Source organism: Pseudomonas sp. Gutcm_11s (assembly GCF_028649395.1).
In the GTDB taxonomy this organism is placed as follows: Bacteria; Pseudomonadota; Gammaproteobacteria; order Pseudomonadales; family Pseudomonadaceae; genus Aquipseudomonas.
Map to the genome: position 1 here is coordinate 22556 of NZ_JAQSUW010000007.1, position 20687 is coordinate 43242.

The 20687-nt window shown below is 59.2% G+C and carries 13 protein-coding genes; 9 read left to right on the forward strand and 4 right to left on the reverse strand.

Translation table 11 applies throughout. The features are described from left to right. The first annotated feature begins 261 nt into the window (after nucleotides 1-261). Entirely contained in the window at nucleotides 262-618 is a 357-nt protein-coding gene (locus PTT45_RS01495; protein ID WP_273811116.1) for a histone-like nucleoid-structuring protein, MvaT/MvaU family, read from the forward strand. A 120-nt stretch (nucleotides 619-738) separates the two neighbouring features. Here PTT45_RS01495 and PTT45_RS01500 read toward each other — a convergent pair whose 3' ends face one another. Then, nucleotides 739-1740, reverse strand: coding sequence for a hypothetical protein (locus PTT45_RS01500; RefSeq protein WP_273811117.1), 1002 nt, complete (start codon nucleotides 1738-1740; stop codon nucleotides 739-741). A 168-nt stretch (nucleotides 1741-1908) separates the two neighbouring features. On the opposite strand from PTT45_RS01500, the gene PTT45_RS01505 reads away from it, so the two are divergent. The 6 genes from PTT45_RS01505 (at nucleotide 1909) to PTT45_RS01530 (ending at nucleotide 6605) form a co-directional block, all read left to right on the forward strand. Then, complete coding sequence (locus PTT45_RS01505) at nucleotides 1909-2082, forward strand: hypothetical protein (protein WP_273811118.1); 174 nt, start codon at nucleotides 1909-1911, stop codon at nucleotides 2080-2082. A gap of 56 nt (nucleotides 2083-2138) precedes the next feature. After that, nucleotides 2139-2849 carry a DUF6875 domain-containing protein gene (locus PTT45_RS01510; protein ID WP_273811119.1) on the forward strand — a complete coding sequence of 237 codons (711 nt, stop codon included), beginning with the start codon at nucleotides 2139-2141 and terminating at the stop codon, nucleotides 2847-2849. Between the two features lie 6 nt (nucleotides 2850-2855). After that, nucleotides 2856-4226, forward strand: coding sequence for an ATP-binding cassette domain-containing protein (locus PTT45_RS01515; protein ID WP_273811120.1), 1371 nt, complete (start codon nucleotides 2856-2858; stop codon nucleotides 4224-4226). A 66-nt stretch (nucleotides 4227-4292) separates the two neighbouring features. Next, entirely contained in the window at nucleotides 4293-4703 is a 411-nt protein-coding gene (locus PTT45_RS01520; protein ID WP_273811121.1) for a hypothetical protein, read from the forward strand. 303 nt (nucleotides 4704-5006) lie between these two features. Continuing rightward, a complete protein-coding gene (locus PTT45_RS01525; RefSeq protein ID WP_273811122.1) occupies nucleotides 5007-5744 on the forward strand; it encodes a Crp/Fnr family transcriptional regulator in 738 nt (245 codons plus the stop codon). Between the two features lie 132 nt (nucleotides 5745-5876). Beyond that, nucleotides 5877-6605, forward strand: a complete 729-nt coding sequence (locus tag PTT45_RS01530) for a Crp/Fnr family transcriptional regulator (protein WP_273811123.1) — start codon at nucleotides 5877-5879, stop codon at nucleotides 6603-6605. Here PTT45_RS01530 and PTT45_RS01535 read toward each other — a convergent pair. Further along, the gene (locus tag PTT45_RS01535; protein ID WP_273811124.1) at nucleotides 6595-8715 is read right to left on the reverse strand and encodes a putative bifunctional diguanylate cyclase/phosphodiesterase; all 2121 of its coding nucleotides are present in this window, start codon (nucleotides 8713-8715) and stop codon (nucleotides 6595-6597) included. The two genes, PTT45_RS01530 and PTT45_RS01535, sit on opposite strands and share 11 nt — an antisense overlap. Nucleotides 8716-9255: 540 nt before the next feature. Beyond that, nucleotides 9256-10089 (reverse strand): BON domain-containing protein, encoded by an 834-nt coding sequence (locus PTT45_RS01540; RefSeq protein WP_273811125.1) that lies wholly within the window; start codon nucleotides 10087-10089, stop codon nucleotides 9256-9258. Between the two features lie 459 nt (nucleotides 10090-10548). On the opposite strand from PTT45_RS01540, the gene PTT45_RS01545 reads away from it, so the two are divergent. Then, nucleotides 10549-19134 carry a GH36-type glycosyl hydrolase domain-containing protein gene (locus tag PTT45_RS01545; protein WP_273811126.1) on the forward strand — a complete coding sequence of 2862 codons (8586 nt, stop codon included), beginning with the start codon at nucleotides 10549-10551 and terminating at the stop codon, nucleotides 19132-19134. 123 nt (nucleotides 19135-19257) lie between these two features. Here the strand turns inward: PTT45_RS01545 and PTT45_RS01550 are convergent, their stop codons facing one another. Next, a complete protein-coding gene (locus PTT45_RS01550) occupies nucleotides 19258-19539 on the reverse strand; it encodes a hypothetical protein (protein ID WP_273811127.1) in 282 nt (93 codons plus the stop codon). Between the two features lie 664 nt (nucleotides 19540-20203). Between PTT45_RS01550 and PTT45_RS01555 the strand changes: the two genes are divergently transcribed. Beyond that, nucleotides 20204-20569, forward strand: coding sequence for a DUF883 family protein (locus PTT45_RS01555; RefSeq protein WP_273811128.1), 366 nt, complete (start codon nucleotides 20204-20206; stop codon nucleotides 20567-20569). Nucleotides 20570-20687 lie beyond the last annotated feature (118 nt).

Genomic DNA, 20687 nt, shown 5'->3' on the forward strand with positions numbered 1-20687 from the left:
GTGTCTAGTATGTCCGGGGCGGTTCACAGCTCTCTTTAAACAAGACTCCCTGGGCCGGCGAGGTGGCGTACAGCAGTTCTTGGATAAAGAGGTCTTTCCGCTTTCTAACCCTAAAAATTTCCCCTCCGAGGGTGATGTGGATTTCAATCTAGGCACGCAGTAACTTACCTGTACTTGTCGAATTTTGTTGCCGTCGCTAGTTGAACTCTACGAGCTCTACTATGTATCTTAAAGCCACATAGCCCGGAACTAGGAATTACCATGTCGATTGTCGCCGAATACAACGCCCTAAAAGCCCAGATCGCGGAGCAGCAAAAGCGTCTCGAAGCCCTTCAAGGCGACGAAAAACTGAAGAAAGAAATCGACTTTGAAACCAAGCTGCGCGCTCTGCTGGCCGAGTACGGCTACTCCCTGAAAAACGTTATTGCCCTGCTCGATCCTAAGGCAAGCAAAGGTGCTGTAGCACCCGTGAGAGGGGCTCGTCGGGAGCGCACCCTGAAAACCTACAAGAACCCGAACAACGGTGAGATCGTCGAAACCAAAGGCGGCAACCACAAGGTGCTTAAGGCTTGGAAAGAGCAGTACGGCGCTGAAAAAGTCGAAAGCTGGCTGCAGTAAGCTGCGCTAGTTCAGAGGGCCGCATAAGCGGCCCTTTTTGTTTCCAGGGTGACCATGAACCGCCCGAAGCAGCTCAACCTCAGAGGCTGGAACTCAAGCCAAGCTCCAGCTTGACGAGCATCAATCTGCTGCAGCCCTGTCGTAGTGCGCTTTGATCTCCGCAAGAGCTCCTTCGCTGAAGGCAGCGGTGGCAGCAAGAATCTCTGAATCAGCGATGTCAGGGTCTCCAGCTACATCCCCCGCCTCTGTCATTCCGATGGACAGCTGAATGGCAACGTCGTCATTAGGAATGGCAAGAATTGCCGAGCGATCACCAACTGGTAACGGCACTGCACCCTTCTTAGGCACAGAGACGACTTTCCCACCGAGAGGAATATCCTTGACGGTCAGCGTTGCGGTACCGATATCGCGAAGCTTTATGTCATTGCCGGAGGGCTTCACCACTGCCGTGCCAGTGACTGCTACGGAGATACTGATCTTCCCATTTTCACGACCCAACAGGCTGCAATCCCCCGTGCACTTAGTGAGGGAGACACTGTTCTTAGCCATGGCATAAATTGGCACTAGCCGTAGCGTATTCAGTTGATGCTCAACCCGCATCAGAACTAGGGCGCTCGGTTTGGGCTCCGGTCGTATTTCATTGCCATCCGCAACTTTTGAGGTAGGGGCAATCCCACTGCCATCGGCATGCAGATCAATAGATGGCCCTCGGTAAGCGATCAGGCATTTAGCCTCTCTTAGATCTTTGCCCGAAACCACCGACCTGAACGCGGTCGACTTCGAAGATTGGGCTTTGACTTTCTTCACGTAGTTAGCTGCAGCTTTGCCAGCCGCATCAATTACGACTCGCGCTGCAATGGGAGCCCAGATAGCTGCGGATGCAGCAGCAATACCCGAAGGGGGGGCGCAGACGGCAGCAACCTCTGGATCTACAAGTATCTGTTTCTTGTCCTGGCTTTCCGTCACCCAAATTGGGTAACGCCCCTGCGTTGCCCCAATTAGTTGGAGGATTCCTACATCGGTCTTAGGCGCTGAAGGCTCAATCTTTGGAGTGGTAAGAATCTTCATCGTCTCGCAACCTGCCAGCAGTAGCAGCGAGAAAAGCAGAACGACCAGTCTCATGGAAGCGCTCCTTGCTCTGATATATAGCCCCTCAGCGTAGATACCATGGCGGCAATGTGCCATTCAGCCCAACTCTCCAACCACCTCTTGCGCATCACGAAATCTCTGCGCTAGCATGTGAATGCCTATCTAGTACATTTGATAGGCTTTCTCAACTAGGAGTTATACATGGACGCAAATTACTCTGACCCGCTCTCTTCCGCATTCACCGCAAAGCACGAAGGCGCAAGCTTCGTTGACGCACGCCCGAAAAGCCTGCTCAAAAAACTGCTCGCCAATTTCGATCTTTGCGGGCCGGGTTCTCCCGGTCAGTGCAAGAACAATGGCGGCTGGAAGTGGTAACTAGCTGAGGCTGAAGACCCCCTCTACCCAGAGGGGGTTTTAGTAAGGGATTACACATGCCAAACATCTGGGCGATAGACACGTCGCCACCCGCAGGCTCTCCAAGGTTTGTCGAGAAAGCCTACGCGGGAATTAAGCCATACCTCGAAGTATTCCTAACCAGGCAGCATCCATTTCGAAACGGGGTTATGTGCCCCTTCATGCCCAAAGCACTAGAAGTGAATGAGGTCTACTTCTCCTACTTCGACAGCAATGGCTCTGACAAAGAAATTCAAACACTCATAAAAGAGTGCATATCATTTTACAAGTCTAGAGACATCAAGGCCCACGGGACTGTCATTATCCTGTTCGAAGACGGCTTCGATGTCATGCGGCTACTGCGCGCGCACATTACCGCGAAGGTAAATTGCATCAGAAATGGACTAATGATCGGGGTGCTTTACAAAGACAGCCCTGCACCCAGCCTGCACTCCAACGACTACTTCCCACTCCGCACGCCTACCCCAACACTGGTTTTGCGGGATTTAACCTCGCAAGACCTGCTTTTTCTTGAACCGGAACATTATGGCGTTAGAGAAAAGCTAAGCTTCTTAAATTCGTTCATCAAAAAATTCAGCACACCTAATGTCAAAGGCTATACAAAGAAGCAGGTAGAGCAAGCACTATTACTGAGAAAGCAGTACAGGACACAAGCCCTCAGAAAAATAGCACTATTCGCTATAATTGTAATTCCGGCATTGGCAATTGCATTTCAAGTTAAAGGATGAGCCTGAGTGAAAGATAATAATTTCGCCATCGCCCTTGCCTGCACGGCGTTGCAGCAAGCCTCATTAGCCCTCTCCACATACTTCATTGCCATGGCGGGGGCAGCCTTAGCGGGCGGGAATCTGGACGAAGTCCTAAATTTTATCTCGCTATTCTTTGCATTTGCCCTTCTGGCATATCTGGTTAGCTCTGCAGCCTCATTATTTACCGTTAAATCTGCGAATGCGACATGGCTTAAGTATGCAGAGTCCACCATCTCAGCAGCATGTGAAAACCTGCAATACTCATCTGAGAAAAACAAAAAGAGCGTAGTTCAGTGGATCGGCGGGGAGGCAGCCTCTACGATCTCGCACGCTTGTGACTTCTACATAGGCATGGTGTCTGTCTGCCTCAATGTGATACTTACACTGATAGTTTTTTATGTCGCTGTGGGCCTAGAGATCACTGTCGCAATGTCGATCTCACTGCTCATCTCGATGATCTTGGTAACTTCCCTAAAAAAGAAGATTGATAGCCTAGCCGGTGGGATGCAAAGCCGAAGGCTGAAGGCGCTGCTTTCAATTGAATCAACGTGGTGTGCCGTAGCCTTCGGCAACAGCGCCATGAAGAAAGACGGCTTCAATCGACTCGAAGAAAACTCAAAGTCGTATTTCAGGCACATCGACAAATACATGCTTCTTGAGCAGTTCGTTGCCTGTGCCCCGATCACGATTGCGACCTGCGCTGTCGTGGTCACGCTCATCTTCTCGGACATCATCACCGCTGCCACGGTAGGAACCCTGGTCGCAGTTCTTCCTCGCAGCCTGCAGGTCTTTGGGAACATTCATTCGCTCAGTATCTACCTGAGCCAATTCTTCCTAGTCAGGTCTAAGCTGCGAAACCTGAAGGAGTTCGTTGGGACACTTGACCGACACCATTCACTCTTGGAGACCTCACTGAATTCCATTGAGGTTAAAGAGAGCGCCACGAGCACGCCGGTCTGCGCAGTTGACCTACTTGGCAAGCTCAAGGATGGGTCAATTACTCGTGGCCGCTACCGGGTCAGCGGGAGCAACGGCTCAGGAAAGACGTCGTACCTCAAGATAATCAAGACCGCTATTGGCGACTCACTGCTCATGACGCCGGAGACCAACTTCTTTGACCTGGAAAGTGCTCAATCGACAGGCCAGGCCAAGATCGCACAGATCCAGAGCATACTCGCGGCGGCTCCTGCCATCATGATGCTCGATGAGTGGGATGCGAACCTCGATCCTGACAACACAAGCAAGCTTGATCAGCTCTTGGATTCTGCCTCACAAACCATCGTCGTCATCGAGGCCAGGCACTCACGAGCCACCAAAGCATCGCCTGATCTTGAGGAAGTAGTCGCAAGCAAGTGACTCAAGGTCGCTCGCTGCATGGACTCAGCTAGACTCGACCACCTTCCCTCGCCAAGTCTGAATGCAATGGAATCCCCACAAGCGATAGCCACGCTTAAGACGACCCTCAAAACCACCGCCGAACAGGCTCAACAATGGTTTGAAAGCCAGTCGATAGTGCTTACAAAAGAAGAGTTCGGCGGCAGAAGCCCCAAAGGCACATCACCGAAATGCGGCGTTTACGTGTACTACGGCGCCGACGCTTTTGCGCTCTATGTGGGCCAGTCTGGAAGACGCATTAAGCTGCGGCTCCACGACCAAACATCTCCACACGCCCAGAAGCCATGGTGGAGCAACTGGACAGATCTGCGCTTCCTGGCAATCGAGAATGAGACAGATCGGCTTGTTCTAGAGCTTCTGCTCATTCTTGCCTACGCGCCGTCGTACAATCGCAAGCCTGCGGGCGTGCCCGTAGACGCCCTGTTCATGTCGTTATAGAGATGCGTGTTTGGCTTTTGCGCCTGTATAGGACACAAAAGGCTCGCACCGACTCAATTTCAATCTCGATCTTTAAAGGCAGCTATCGGCCAATAGCGGACATAGAAAACACCCCTTCTTTGGACAAGAAGCTCGGCTATGGCCAATGCCGACAGCCTGATATGCCGAGAGGAAAGTTTAGGCTGCGGGCGTTCCCTCTCTACCATGCGGCAGTAGGAACACCGCCGCTCCCAAAGACTCAACTATGTACGGTACCGCCCAGTAGCAGCGTATAGTCTGTCTCGCTTATTGAGAGGGATTGAAATGTCCACGACACCTATACCGCAACAGAATCATCTGCTGGCGGCCCTCTCAAGCGAAGTTCAGGAGCGCCTGCTCAGTCACCTGGAGCTGGTTTCTTTGCCCTTGGGCAAAGTGCTCTACGAGTCTGGCGATACCATGCGCCATGTCTACTTCCCTACCGACTCGATCATCTCGCTGCTCTATGTGATGGAGAGCGGTGCATCAGCGGAAATATCTGTGGTCGGTAACGAAGGCCTGGTCGGCGTCGCCTTGTTCATGGGCGGCGAAAGCACTCCCAGTCGGGCAATCGTACAAAGTGGCGGCTCCGCCTATCGACTGCCGGGGCAACGCCTCAAGGATGAATTCAATCGGCATGGTGAGTTGCTGGCGTTGATGCTGCGCTATACCCAGGCACTGATCACTCAGATGTCGCAGACCGCAGTGTGCAACCGCCACCACTCGATCGACCAACAGTTGTGCCGCTGGCTACTGTTGTCGCTGGACCGGCTACCTAGCAACAAACTGACCATGACCCAGGAACTGATCGCCAATATGCTCGGCGTGCGCCGCGAAGGCGTCACCGAGGCCGCCGGCAAGCTGCAGCGTCAAGGGGTGATCGAGTACAGACGCGGCCATATCACTGTTCTCGACCGGCGCAAGCTCGAGCAACTGAGCTGCGAGTGCTACGCCGTGGTGAAGAAAGAAACCGACCGCCTACTGCCCTATGCCCTGCGCAACACCGATGTGGATCGTACGTGAGGCTGATCGAAAGACCATACAGCGTGCTGTAGCGAACAGAGCTAGGGAGCTATGTCGGGCAGACTGCTGAAACGGGATTGTCAGGCACCCTTCCCTCGCCCTCGTCGGCTCTCTGTGCTGCAGGACGTCTTCATGTCAGCCCCCACCTTGCCGCCCGTCGTCAATCTACTGCTCGACGGCTTACCTCATAAAGAACTCAAACAGGTCCTGCCACACTGCGAATCGGTAAAGCTGGAGTTCGGCAACATTCTCTGCGAGGCCGATCAGCCCTTCCAGCACCTCTATTTCCCCCTCAGCAGCTTCATTTCCCTGGTAGCCATCGTGAGACCGCGTCGCCCACTGGAGCTCGGCTTGATTGGTAACGAAGGCATGTTGGGCGCCACTATGGCCTTGGGCATCGGTACTGCCCCCAGTCGCGCCGTGGTCCAGGGCAGCGGAAGTGCCCTGCGCATCAGAGCTACGCAGTTGCGCCAGGCATTGCGCGAATGCCCGACGCTACAGCGCACCCTACAACGCTACCTCTATGTGATGCTGACGCAGCTATCGCAAAATGCGGCCTGCGGGCACTTTCATGAACTTGAGCCAAGACTGGCTAAATGGCTACTGATGACCCATGACCGAGCGCATGCGGATTGCTTTTATCTGACCCATGAATTCCTCGCGGACATGCTCGGTGTGCGTCGAAGCGGCGTTACCATTGCCGCCGGTGCGTTGCAACTACGTCACCTGATTCATTACAGCCGCGGGCAGATCACCATCCTTGACCGCGCCGGCCTGGAAGCCGCCGCCTGTGAGTGCTACGCAACACTCAGCGAAGGTTACGCACACCTGCTTGTCGCTCCCCCCCGATCTACAACCTAGCCTCCGTACGAGCGCTATGCACCGCTGCCAGTTCTGAGCATTTCTTCATCTGCAAAAGGGCGGTAAATGGCTCGCTAGCCAGGCCATGGTTAAACAAATAGCCCTGCCCTTCCTGGCACTGTTCGCTCCGTAGGAAAACCAGTTGCTCCTCGTTTTCCACACCTTCGGCGACGACTTGGTAGCTGAGGCTCGTGCCCATGGCTATCACGGCGCTGACGAAGGCGCGATTGCCGCCGCTGATGGCCTGCACAGAGGTCTTGTCGATCTTAAGCACATCAATGGGGAGCTTCAGCAGGTAGCTCAAGCTGGAGTAGCCAGTACCAAAATCATCCATGGCCAGTTGCACACCGGCTCTCTTGAGCTGACGCAGAACCTCCACGCAGGTATCGGCATCACGCATCAGAGCACTCTCCGTGATGTCCAGCTGCAGACAAGTAGGTGGGAGACCAATCTCGTCGAGAGTTGCCTGAACACTGGCGGCGAAGTCCGGATGAAGGAGCTCCAACGAGCAGACATTTACCGCGATCGACGGCAACTCAAGTCCTTGCTCCTGCCAATGTTTGGCTTGCCGACAAGCCTCGCGCAACACCCAGCGACCGATCGGCACGATCAACCCACAGTCTTCGGCGACAGATAAGAAGCGCTCCGGCAGAGTGACGCCCCATTGTGGGTGCAACCAGCGCAACAGAGCCTCAGCACCGGTGATGGCTCCTGTGCTCAAGTTGAGCTTGGGCTGGTAGTGGAGCATAAACTCGCGCCGGTCCAAGGCCTGCCAAAGGTTGCTTTCGATAACCTGTCGCTCGACAGCGCGCACATTCATCACATGCTTGAAGAACTGGTAGTTGTTACGCCCAACTCCCTTGGCGTGGTACATCGCCGTGTCGGCATTTTTCAGCAATTCTTCGGCGCTGGCGGCATCTGCCGGATACACGCTGATGCCGATGCTGCAGGTCATGTGCAACTCCTGCTGGTCGATGAAGTACGAGGCGGATAGCGCCGCAATGATCTTGTTCGCAATGACGCTTGCATCCTGCATGTCGCGCCCCTCCGCCAACAGCACCACGAACTCGTCCCCGCCATTGCGGCTCACCGTATCCGAGCTGCGGACGCAGGCCGACAGGCGCTGGGCCACAGACTGCAGCAACTGATCTCCTGCGGCATGGCCCAGGGAGTCATTGATGTATTTGAAGTGATCCAGGTCGAGGAACATCAGGGCGATGGAGTTGCCGCTACGCTCTGCGAGGCTGATCGCCTGAGCGATACGGTCGTTGAGTAGCACACGATTGGGCAGCCGAGTGAGGAAATCATGCTGAGCTAGATAGGCCATGCGCACAGACATGGCACGCGTCTCGGAGACATCGTGAAATACCACCACAGCTCCGCTGATCTGGCCGCCGGGATCGATAATCGGCGCAGCGGAATCTTCAATCGCCAGATTGCTGCCATCGCGCCGTACCAGCATAGAGCCAGCAGTCATCGCCATAGGCTGTTTCCGCTCCAGCACCAGCCGCACCGGGTTGACGGCCGTTGCAGCCGTTTCACCATCGACTATGTGCATCACCTGGTCGATGGGTTGGCCTCGCGCATCATTGCGCAGCCAGCCAGTCATGTTTTCTGCCGCCACATTCAGGTAATCGACATTGCCCTGCATGTCCGTGCCGATGACAGCATCGCTGATCGAGTTGAGGGTTATTTCCGCGCGTGCTCGCTCGAGACCAAGATACGCCTCTGTCACCGTGCGTTGAATGATGTGGCGCAGCGACTGGGCCACCAGATAACTGGCAAACAGGCCCTTCAGCAGATAACCCTGGGCGCCGCACTCTAGCGCCTGCAATGCCAGCACCTCGTCCTCCGGCACGCAGAGGGTCATGATCGGTATCTGCGGCGCCACGGCGAAGAGCTTCTTGAAGGTATTGATACCTTGGCTATCCGGCAGCGCCAGATCGAGGAGCACCGCGTCGATGCCTCCGGTCTGCATTCGCGCCAGCGCAGCGGATAGCGACCTGACCTGTTCGCTGTTGAAGGGGCCATCCGCGGCCTCACCAAGCATTCCCAACAGGCCATGGCAATCGACGGCATCCGCCGTGACAATCAGAATCCGATAGGTCATAGCCCGTCACCTGTTGAGTACTGCGCTAGAAGTGGAGCTCAGGGAGGTAGACGATGACAGCCATACAAGAGCGTGTCCGTACGCTAACGCGCATAGGGAGAGCACTCGAAAGGAAGTGCACTTTTGCATTCGCGAGTGCGCTGCCCGCAGAACTACCCTGCATAGATCAGGCACTCATTGCACCAGTGGGACTCGCCAGATGAGCTGGGGCCAGCCTGCCGGCGCTACATACGAGAGTTCGATAGCGTACAGACCGGCCTCCAACAGCTACGAACTCAACCCAATCCATGATCCGAGCCGGCACGTTACCGTAGAGGAGTTGGCCAATGCCGAAGTCTGGCAGTTGTTGCCGTAGCAGGAGCCGGACTCTGTAGTGCCGGGCTTAGGGCAGGCATACGACTCCACTTCGGCAGTCTAGCGCTCACCGGAGGAGGCAAGCCCCCAGGAGACATTGCCGTTATGCCGAGAACCTGTGTAAACGGACCGCCACGCCGACCGCTGTAGCGGCGGCGTGATGATCCCGCAGCAATCAACGCTGCGTTAAAACACCAGCTCCTTGGATTGCACACTCTTCACACCGCGGACGTTCTGCGCGAGCTCGATGGCCTGGTCATGCTCGGCACCGTTGCTGACCCTACCCCTGAGGCTGACGATACCCTTTTTGGTAGTCACGTCGATGGCCGACCCAGACACGCTGCTGGAGTAGAGCAGGGTCGATTTGACCTTGGTGGTAATCCAACTGTCGGATATATCTGCGCCTGCTTCGTCGGTCATGTTCTTGCTGCTTTCAGCAATGGTTGGCTGAAGGGCATTGACCTTGATCTGGTTGTCCAACGCGATCACGCCTTGGGTATTCATCGCTATGCGTCCGGCTAGATCGCGCTCGGCAGCACTCTGCGCAGTACCGCGCAAGGTCACCCGACCGGACTTGGTGTCCACATCGGTGGACATGCCGTCGGTGCTCTTGCCCCACATCAGCTTGGACTTGATCTTCGCGGTAATGCCGGCGTCATCGATTGTCTCGCCAAAGCTGCGCTCGGCGCCGGGCTTGGCCGGCTGGTAGTCAGCGCTCACGGCAATCCGATTGTCGACTTCTGTGATGCCTTTGACGCCCAAAGCGATCTCCTCGGCCAGATCCTTGTTGACGTCTTCGGCGACATTACCGGTCAGTGTGGCCTTGCCATTGTCCACCGAGACCTTGAGGTCGTTGGCGCGTAGGTAAGGGCTAAGCGCATAGGTGGTCCAGATCTGGGTTTCCTGGCGGGCATTGGTGATTTCCTGCGAGGCTGTGGCGGCAAGAACTCCACCGCTCGCACTGGTGATGGCCAGGGCGATGGCAGAAGCAAGGAATAAGGTACGAGGTTGCTTGTTCATGGTGTTTCTCCGCTTGGGAAAAAACGCGCTTCCGGAGCAGCCAGGTGGCTTTTCGCTAGAGGCCCACCGCTGCGCACTGGTGCAACGCTTGATGCGGTTCTGCATCAGCGTTTGTACTTCTTGATGAGAATCTTGGCCTGAGTATTCGCTGCGTCGCGAGTGAAGGCGTCGCTTCTGTTCACCGAACTTGGTCAGGCTGCCGGGACTTGCCTGTGACCTCTGAACAGCCACAGAGCCCGCGATATTGCGTGGTTTCGGGTAGAGGACACTGGCAGACAACGAACAGCACGTCGGTGCGCTAGCGCGCTTAGAGCCTATTTATCTGCAGAGCTATGTGCGCTAGCGGACAGACCACACCAAGCAGCCTGCGCAGACTTGGCACCTGAGCTACGCCATCCCACTTCCCCTCCGCGCGCTCCCGCAGATCGCCGAAAACCGGCGTGGCCGTCCAAGGACACAATGCCCAGCACATGGCCTCGTATCTTCTCGCACCCACGCAGTTCACCTCGTAAGTTTGCCTACGAACCCGTCCTGCGTGCCGAACTGTTCAGCGCCGAGCAGATGGCTACACACGGTCACCAGTTGGCTAAACAGCACCAGCTCAGCCCACGGTCCACCTCCGCGGCATTGCTGGTGCGCCTCGATGACAACGAAGCGCTGCTGGTGCACAGCTGCGCCATGCTCAGCGAGGTACCACCGGCCACGCGCCGCGCCACCCCGGCGGCGGAATGGCTGCTGGACAACTTCTACCTGATCAAGGAGCAGATCCGCACTGCACGCAAGCACCTGCCACCGGGCTACAGCCGCGAGCTGCCGCGCCTGGCAGAAGGTCCGTCAAGTGGCCTGCCGCGGGTCTACGACATCGCCCTGGAAACCATCTCGCATGGCGATGGACGGGTCGATAATGAAAGCCTGAGCCGCTTTGTCGCGTCTTACCAATCCGTCATGCCGCTGACCCTCGGTGAGCTGTGGGCAATCCCGATCATGCTGCGCCTGGCGCTGATCGAGAACCTGCGCCGCGTGGCCTCACGGGTGATGGCCAACTGGGACGACCGCAACCTGGCCAATGACTGGGCCGACCGTCTGCACGAAACCGCCGAGCACGATGCCAAGAGCGTACTGCTGACTGTCGCCGACATGGCCCGCTCGCAACCACCGATGACCAGCTCCTTCGTCGCCGAACTGGCCAGGCGCCTGCAGGGCCAAAGCTCGGCGCTGATCCTGCCGTTGACCTGGATCGAACAGACGCTTGCTGAAAGCGGCCTGAACATCGAACGCCTGGTACAGCTAGACGCCCAGCAGCAGGCCGCCGAGCAGGTGTCCATCAGCAACAGCATCAACAGTCTGCGCAAGCTGTCCGCTATCGATTGGCGTGGCTTTGTCGAAAGCATGAGTCGTGTCGAACAGGTGCTGCTCGAAGACCCCGCGCAGGTCTACCCGGGCATGGATTTCGCCACCCGCGACCACTATCGTCACGTGATTGAGCGCCTGGCCAAACACTGCGTGCATACGGAAGAAGCAGTAGCTCGCACCGCCGTCGATCTGGCCGCCAATGCCGGTACAGTCATCCGCGCTCATGTTGGCTTCTATCTGCTGGGGCAGGGGCTGGGCGAGCTGGAGCGGCACCTCAGCGCCCGTATCCCACTTGCCGAGGCCTGGCAGCGCCTGCTGCGCCGCTCTCCGCTGGCCTTTTTCCTCATCCCGGTGCTGATCCTCAGCATGCTGCTGGCCTGGCCCTTCCTGGCCGTCGCCCAGGTCAACGGTGTGAGTGGCGGCCTGCTGGCCCTGCTCGGCGTGCCAGCTCTACTGATGACCAGCTGCCTGGCCCTGGGACTGGTGAACTGGCTGGTGACCCTGACCGTGACGCCGCACATTCTGCCGCGCCTGGACTACAGCACTGGCATTCCCGAACAGGCGCGCACCCTGGTGGTGGTACCCACCCTGATCGGCAGCGTGCGGGATATCGAGGAGCTGGTCGAAGGACTGGAGGTACGTTTCCTGGCCAATCGCGACGCCAACCTGCACTTCGCTCTGCTTACCGACTTCATGGACGCACCGAGCGAGGTGTTGGCACAGGATGCTGCCCTGCTTCTGCTGGCCCGCCAGCAGATCGAGGCGCTCAACCACAAATACCCGCCGGTCGGCGCCGAACGCTTCTACCTGTTGCATCGCCCACGACGCTGGAACCCCGGCGAAGACGTATGGATGGGCCATGAGCGCAAGCGCGGCAAGCTCTCCGCGCTGAATGCCCTGCTGCGAGGACAGGGTTATGAAGAATTCGCCATGATCGTCGGCGACATCGCCGCCTTGCCCCAGGTGAACTACGTGATCAGCCTGGATACCGACACTCAGCTGCCCCGCGATGTCGCCCAGCAACTGGTCGGCACCCTCGCCCACCCGCTCAACCAGGCCGTGTTCGACCCCGTACGGCGCCGCATCAGTAGCGGTTACGCCATCCTCCAGCCACGGGTTGGTATCAGCCTGCCGAGCACCGCGCGCTCGATCTATGCCCAGCTGTTTGGCAGCGACGCCGGGGTCGATCCCTATACCCGTGCCGTGTCCGACGTGTATCAGGATCTGTTCCAACATGGCTCTTTCATCGGCAAGGGCATCTACGCGGTGGATGCTTTCGAGCAAGCGCTGGAGGGCTGCTTCCCGGACAACCGCATCCTCAGCCACGACCTGATCGAAGGCTGCTTCGCCCGCTCCGGCCTGCTCAGCGACGTGCAGCTGTATGAAGAGCATCCGGCCCGCTATAGCGCCGACTGCAAGCGCCGGCACCGCTGGATCCGCGGCGACTGGCAACTGCTGCCCTGGCTGCTGCCGTGGACGCCGAAGCCCCAGGGCGGCCTGCAGCGCAATCGCCTCGGCGCGCTGGCGCGCTGGAAGATTCTCGACAACCTGCGCCGCAGCCTGGAGCCGGCGGCTTTTCTCGCCATGCTGCTATGGGGCTGGCTGGCTATCGACCAGGCGCTGCTGTGGACCCTGGCAGTGCTCGGCCTGGTGCTGACCCAACCCTTGCTCGGCACATTGCTGGAGCTGCTGCGCAAGCCCCATGACACGCCTCTCGGCCAACACCTGCAGGCCACCACGCGCATGGCTACATTGCATTTCAGCCGTGCCCTACTGGCCCTGGTGTGGCTACCCTTCGAAGCCCTACTCAGCCTGGATGCCATCGCCCGGACCCTGTGGCGCATGCTGGTGAGTCGGCGCCACCTGTTGCAATGGAGCCCCTCGCGCGAAGTGGAGCGCAGCAGCCGCAACGATCTGCCCAGCCTGTACCGGCTGATGTGGATCGCCCCTGCGCTGGCGCTGGCTTGCGCCGCACTGCTCGTGGTCAAGCCCGCGGTACTGGCGCTGGCCAGCTCACTACTATCGCTGTGGCTGGTCAGCCCGGCCATCGCCTGGTGGCTAAGTCGCCCCAGGGCCCGAGCGAACTTCGAGCCTTCCGCCGAGGAGCTGCGCTTCCTACGCAACCTGGCGCGCAAGACCTGGGCCTTCTTCGACCAGCATGTCGGCCCACTGGACAACTGGTTGCCGCCCGACAATGTTCAGGAACAGCCAAGCCAGGTGATCGCCCACCGCACCTCGCCCACCAACATGGGCATGGCCCTGCTCTCGCATCTGGCCGCCTACGATTTCGGCTACCTCAGTGGCGGCCGTCTGTTGGCACGCCTCGATAACTCGCTGAGCAGCATGGCCAGCCTGGAGCGCCATCGCCGGCACTTCTTCAACTGGTACGACACCCAGACCCTCAAGCCCCTACCGCCGCACTATGTGTCGACGGTGGACAGCGGCAATCTGGCCGGCTTGCTACTGACCCTGCGCCCAGGTCTGCTGGAGCTCACGGATCAACCTCTGCTAAATCCGCAGCTGTTTGCCGGCCTCGCCGATACCTTCGCGTTGTTGCGTGAGGCCGTGCTCGACGCGCACCTCGACGAACATGCCCTGCGCGAGGTGCAAGGCGAGCTGGATACCGCACAGGCAGCAGCTCCGCAGAGCCTGGAAGCGACCTGCCAACATCTGCAACGACTGCTCGACCAAAGCCGGCTACTGCTGCACAAGACCCTGCAGCCTGCGCAGAACAGCGAGAGCGAGCGCTGGCTGCAGGCCCTGGTGGCTCACTGTGAAGACCTGCATGGCGAGCTGAACCAGTTCCGGCTGCCATCCCTTGACGCAAGCGAACAGCCCGCGCAAGCGACCTGGCACCAGTTGGCGCAACTGGATAGCACGCAGTGGCCCGCCGCCGACCAAGCCCAGGTACAAGCGGTGCAGCGCTGCGCCAGCGAGCGTATCGCCTGTGCCGCCCGTCTCGCCCAGCAGGCTAGCGAGCTGGCGAAGATGGACTTCAGTTTTCTCTACGAACCGCAGCGCGATCTGTTCGCCATCGGCTACAACGCCGATGAGAACCGTCGGGACGCCGCCTACTACGACCTGCTGGCCTCAGAGGCGCGGCTGACCAATTTCGTGGTGATCGCCCAGGGCCAGCTGCCCCAGGAAGGTTGGTTCACCCTCGGCCGCCTGCTCACCAGCAACTCTGGCGTGCCGGTGCTGCTGTCCTGGTCCGGCTCGATGTTCGAGTACCTGATGCCGCTGCTAGTGATGCCCAGCTATGCCGGCACACTGCTCGACCAGACCTGCCGTGCCGCCGTGGCCAGACAGATCGAGCATGGCAACCAGTTGGGACTGCCCTGGGGGGTGTCCGAGTCCGGTTACAACACCCAGGATGCCCACTTCAATTATCAGTACCGCGCCTTCGGCGTCCCCGGCCTTGGCCTAAAGCGCGGGCTCGGCGAGGACATAGTGGTGGCCCCCTACGCCTCGGCCCTGGCCCTGATGATCGACCCCAAAGCTGCCTGTAGAAATCTGCAGCGCCTGGCCGCACAAGGTCTGGCCGGCACCTTCGGTCTGTACGAGGCGGTCGACTTCACACCCGCACGTCTGCCGCACGGGCAAAGCGCCGCAGTGATCCATTCGTTCATGGCCCACCACCAGGGCATGAGCCTGCTGGCGCTGGCCCATGTGCTGTTGGACCGGCCGATGCAACGACGCTTCGAATCCGATCCGCAATTTCAGGCCACTGCCTTGTTGCTGCAGGAACGCATTCCGAAAACCGCCGCGCAGTACCTGCATGCCACCCACTCACCCGCCGCCGACGCTGCCGCGCGAGTCATCGAGACCAAGCTACGCGTATTCACCGACCCGGATCGCCGCCGTCCCGCCGTGCAGTTGCTGTCCAACGGGCGCTACCACGTCATGCTCAGCAGCGCCGGTGGCGGCTACAGCCGCTGTGACGGCACGGCCGTGACGCGCTGGCAGGAGGACATCAGCCGCGACCACTGGGGGATGTTCTGCTACCTGCGCGATGTCGCCAGTGGCGACTTCTGGTCCGCTGCATACCAACCGACGCTGCGCCATACGGCCGGCTACGAGGCGATCTTTACCGATGCCCGCGCCGAGTTCCGTGTACGCGAGCGTGATTTCGACAGCCATACCGAGATCGTCGTATCCCCCGAGGACGACATCGAACTGCGCCGTCTGCACCTGACCAACCGCGCCCGCGTACGGCGCAGCCTGGAGATAACCAGCTACGCCGAAGTGGTGCTCGCCCCGGCCATCGCCGACGCCCTGCATCCGACCTTCAGCAAGCTGTTCGTGCAGACCGAGCTGGTGCCGGAACTGCAAGCGATCCTATGCTCGCGCCGACCGCGCTCCAGCCAGGAAAACGTGCCGTGGATGTGTCATCTGCTGGCCGCCCACGGCGTGGAAATCGACGCAATTTCCTACGAGACCGACCGCGCACGCTTTATCGGCCGCGGTCGTAGTGCGGCCCGTCCGGCGGTTCTGGACGCCGGCGTCGACAGTCTGTCCGGCAGCGCCGGATCAGTGCTGGACCCGATCGTGGCGATCCGCTGCCGCATCAGCCTGGAACCCGGTCAAAGCGCCGTTATCGACCTGGTCAGCGGTATCAGTGACAGTCGCGACGGCTGCCTGCACCTGATCAATAAATACCGTGACCGCCATCTGGCCGACCGTGTATTCGGTCTGGCATGGACCCACAGCCAAGTGCTGTTGCGCCAGCTCAACGCCTCACAGGCCGACGGCCGCCTGTTCGAGCAGATGGCCGCCTCGATCCTCTATGCCAATGCATCTTTACGCGCCGACACCAGCGTGCTGAGCGGCAACCAGCGCAACCAGTCCGACCTCTGGGGCCAGGCGATTTCCGGCGACCTACCAATCGTCCTGGTGCAGATCGCCGACCCGGCCAATATCGAGCTGGTGCGGCAACTGGTGCAGGCTCACGCCTACTGGCGGCAGAAAGGCCTGGCGCTGGATCTGGTGATCTGGAACGAGGACCAGATCGGTTATCGCCAGCAATTGCAGGACCTGATCATGGCGCTGGTTACCTCCGGCAGCGAGGCCAATCTGGTCGACCGCCCTGGCGGCATCTTCGTCCGTCCAGCCCAACAACTGTCCAATGAGGACCGGCTGCTGATGCTCGCCGTTGCACGCCTGGTGCTCAGCGACAGCAATGGCAGCCTGGCCGAACAGGTACATCGGCGCGCCAGCGAAGTGGCACTACCGCGCTTCAAATCGGACTTGATGCGCACGCCGCTGCCGGATGCCACACCAAGCTCCGACCCGGCGTTGCTGCTGAGCAATCCTTACGGCGGTTTCAGTGCCGATGGCAGCGAGTACGTGATCCACCTGACCCAAGGCACGAGCACCCCGGCGCCCTGGGCCAACGTGCTGGCCAACCCACACTTCGGTACGGTGATCAGCGAAAGCGGTGGCGCCTATACCTGGAGCGAGAACGCCCATGAATACCGCCTGACTCCCTGGCACAACGATCCGGTCGGCGATGCCAGCGACGAAGCCCTGTACCTGCGCGATAACGACAGCGGCCACTACTGGTCGCCAACTCCCCTGCCGCGCCCAGGAACAGGGGCCTATACCACCCGCCATGGCTTCGGCTACAGCGTCTTCGAGCACGATGAGGACGGCATCCACAGCGAGCTGTGGGTGTACGTGGCGCTGGATGCATCGATCAAGTTCTCGCGTCTGAAAGTGCGCAACCTTTCGGGGCGCGAGCGTCGCCTCTCGGCCACCGGCTACGTGGCCTGGGTGCTTGGCGACCTGCGCGAGAAGTCGGCGTTGCACGTGGTCACCGAGCAAGACCCGGTCAGCGGCGTGCTGTTCGCACGCAACGCCTACTCCATCGAATTTCCCGGCCGCGTGGCGTTCTTCGATGTCGACTCACCGGCTCGCAGCGTCAGCGGCGACCGCAGCGAATTTCTCGGTCGCAATGGCAACCTAAATGCACCCGCGGCGCTGGCCAAGTCGCGTCTGTCGGGGCGCACCGGCGGCGGCCTCGACCCTTGTGCGGCGATCCAGGTGGCCTTCGAGCTGGCTGCCGGCGACAGCCAGGAGATCGTCTTCCGCCTCGGTGCCGGCCACGACGCCAAGGCTGCCGCACATCTGGCCCTGCGCTTCCGTGGCAGCAGCGCGGCCAATAGCGCGCTCGATCAAGTACGCGAGCACTGGCGTTCGACCCTGGGCGCGATCCAGATCAAGACCCCTGAGCCGGGCATCGATGTGCTGGCCAACGGCTGGCTGATGTACCAGGTGATCGCCAGCCGCTTCTGGGCGCGCAGTGGTTACTACCAGTCCGGCGGTGCCTACGGTTTCCGCGACCAGCTGCAGGACAGCATGGCGATGATCCACGCCAGCCCAGCCGCCAGTCGCCAGCACCTGCTGCTGTGCGCGGCTCATCAGTTCAGCGAGGGTGATGTGCAGCACTGGTGGCATCCACCGCTGGGTCGCGGCGTACGCACCGGCTGCTCCGACGACTACCTCTGGCTGCCACTGGCCACCAGTCGCTATGTGTACATCACCAGCGACCACGGAGTACTCGATGAGCCAGTGAGCTACATCGAAGGTCGCGCACTGAATCCCGGTGAAGAGTCCTATTACGACCTGCCGCAGCGTTCGCCCCTGCAGGAAAGCCTTTACCAGCACTGCGTGCGTGCCATCGAACACGGCATGGCCCGCGGCATCCACGGCCTGCCCCTGATCGGCTGCGGCGACTGGAACGATGGTCTGAACCGCGTCGGCGAACAGGGTCAGGGCGAAAGCGTATGGCTGGGCTTCTTCCTCTACGAGGTGCTACAGCGGTTTTCCAGTACCGCTCTTACTCGAGGCGACGCTGTCTTTGCACAACGCTGCACGGAGCAGGCCGCGCTGCTGCGCATCAGCCTGGAAGAGCACGGCTGGGACGGCGCCTGGTACCGCCGCGCCTATTTCGACGACGGTACCCCACTGGGATCCGCGAGCAATGAGGAGTGCCGCATCGACTCCATCGCCCAGAGCTGGTCCGTGCTCTCCGGTGCGGCCGCGCTTGAGCGTCAGCGCAGTGCCATGGACGCGCTGGAGAAACACCTGCTGCTCCGTGACCTAGGCCTGGTGCAACTGCTCGATCCGCCCTTCGACAAGAGCTCACTCGACCCTGGCTACATCAAGGGCTATGTGCCGGGTGTGCGCGAGAATGGCGGTCAGTACACCCACGCCGCCGTGTGGGCGAGCATGGCATTCGCCGGTCTCGGCGATAGCGCCCGGGCCTGGGAACTGTTGCGCCTGATAAATCCAGTCAGCCATGGAAGCACAGAGACTATTGCCCAATACAAGGTAGAACCCTATGTAGTCAGCGCCGATGTCTATGGCGTGGCTCCACATGCTGGGCGCGGCGGCTGGAGCTGGTATACCGGCGCGGCCGGCTGGATGTACCGCTTGATAGTCGAGTCGCTGCTAGGCCTGCAGCGCAGTGCTAACAGCCTGCGGCTGGAGCCTGTACTGCCAGCCAACTGGCCAGGTTTCAGAATGGATTATCGCTTCGGTGCCACGCTGTACCGCATAGAGGTAGTGCAGGAGGTGGATGTAACTCCGTCACTGCGGCTAGATGGCATGCTGATCGAAGGTATCCAATGCCCTTTAATTGATGATGACCATGACCACTGCATCGAGTTGCGTTGCCGGCCAAGTGTATAGACAGTCCACTTTTAGGGTGGATCGAGACCTTCGTATGCCACTGCTATGAGTAGGACTTCGTTCGACATGGCGCCTCCGAAGTCAGCCTCTCCAGGCTACTGAAGGCCAGAGCAGCAATCAGGTTCAGAAACGGAAACCTGGCCGCTGGGGATGCTCGACGGCAGTTTCCAAACGGTTGGTGAGAAGGCCGTATGAAGGCCCGGTCTCGTCCATTCCATCATCTCGGCTCGTCAACAGATCGCGCCTGTGCAAGCTCAACGCATAGGCTTCCCAACCCTTCGCTTGTTGGCGTGCTGCATCAAGCTCCCTAAAAGAAAGGTCCAGAGCAGCTGTCAAGGTAGTAACCGCCAGCGTCGCCAGGGCTAACCCGGAGGCAAGCATCGTCACGCGAGAGTGTGTATTCATAGATTCGCTCCGACTAACGAGTGAGTAGAGGACGCGCCACGGATCCCCGTGGCACCTGTCGATATGTTGAAAATCGACACGCGTATGTGACTACTCCAGACGCAGCGCTGACTTCCACATAGCCATCACTTCTCCATCAGACAGCAACCGATCAACACCAGCCCGTAAACAACAAGGGGCGACCAGCTCATCCACTGCTTAGCTAAAACTGGTCTTGCCGTGCTAGGGGTAGCGTGGAAGGTCTATCTGCATAGGGTTAGCTATCCATCAAATCATCCTGTGGATCACGATTGTCTTGCTCTCGTTTCTCACGCGTAACCGGCGGTGGCTCGTGTAACTCGCCTGGTAGCGGTAGGCGCCTGGATTCGCCATCGGTTGGCGGCGGGGCATCGGTCTCCGGAGATTCCAACTGGTCGTCTGGTTCTTTCGACTGCTCTGGCTCTATGGGCTTGTACATCATCGCCTCCAATGAGGTCTTGGCGGGCACGCGGTACACGAACCCTGAGCAATGATGGTGACAGCAACAGATCGTTCCGTCCGTACGCTAACGCTCATAGACCTTGCGCCGTACAGCGTTGGCTATCGCACAGACAGTCGAGTCGCAGACAGTCAAGGCTGTGCACTGCCATACCGGCCTATTCGCCAAGTACCGAAGGAACAAGACATGCAACCGCAAAACCATGTGCCTAAATCAGGCAACAACAGTGACAAACTCGACACCGCCAGCGCCATGTTCAAGCAGTCCGGAGTGCCCCGTGACTTTCAAAATCTGCTCACGGACATTGAGGATCTGATCAAGGGCGCCACGTCACTCACCGGCGAGGAGCTGACCGAAGCCAGAAATAGACTTAATGCCCGCATAGCAGAGGTCCGGGTGGCGGTGCAGAACATCAATGACAGCGTTACACAGCGGGCACGTCAAACAGCCGCCGTGGCTAACGAATATGTTCATGAACAGCCCTGGAAAGCCCTGGGCACCAGCGTCGCCATCGCCTTCCTGCTCGGCTTCGTGGTAGCGCGCCGTGGTTAGAACACGATGAGGAAAGTGTAAGCACTAAGAAGAAGGATGCGCTAAACAGTGGGGGCTACCCTGCCCCCATTACTCTAGCGGTTTATCTGCAAGCGGTATCAAAACGAATGGTGATCCC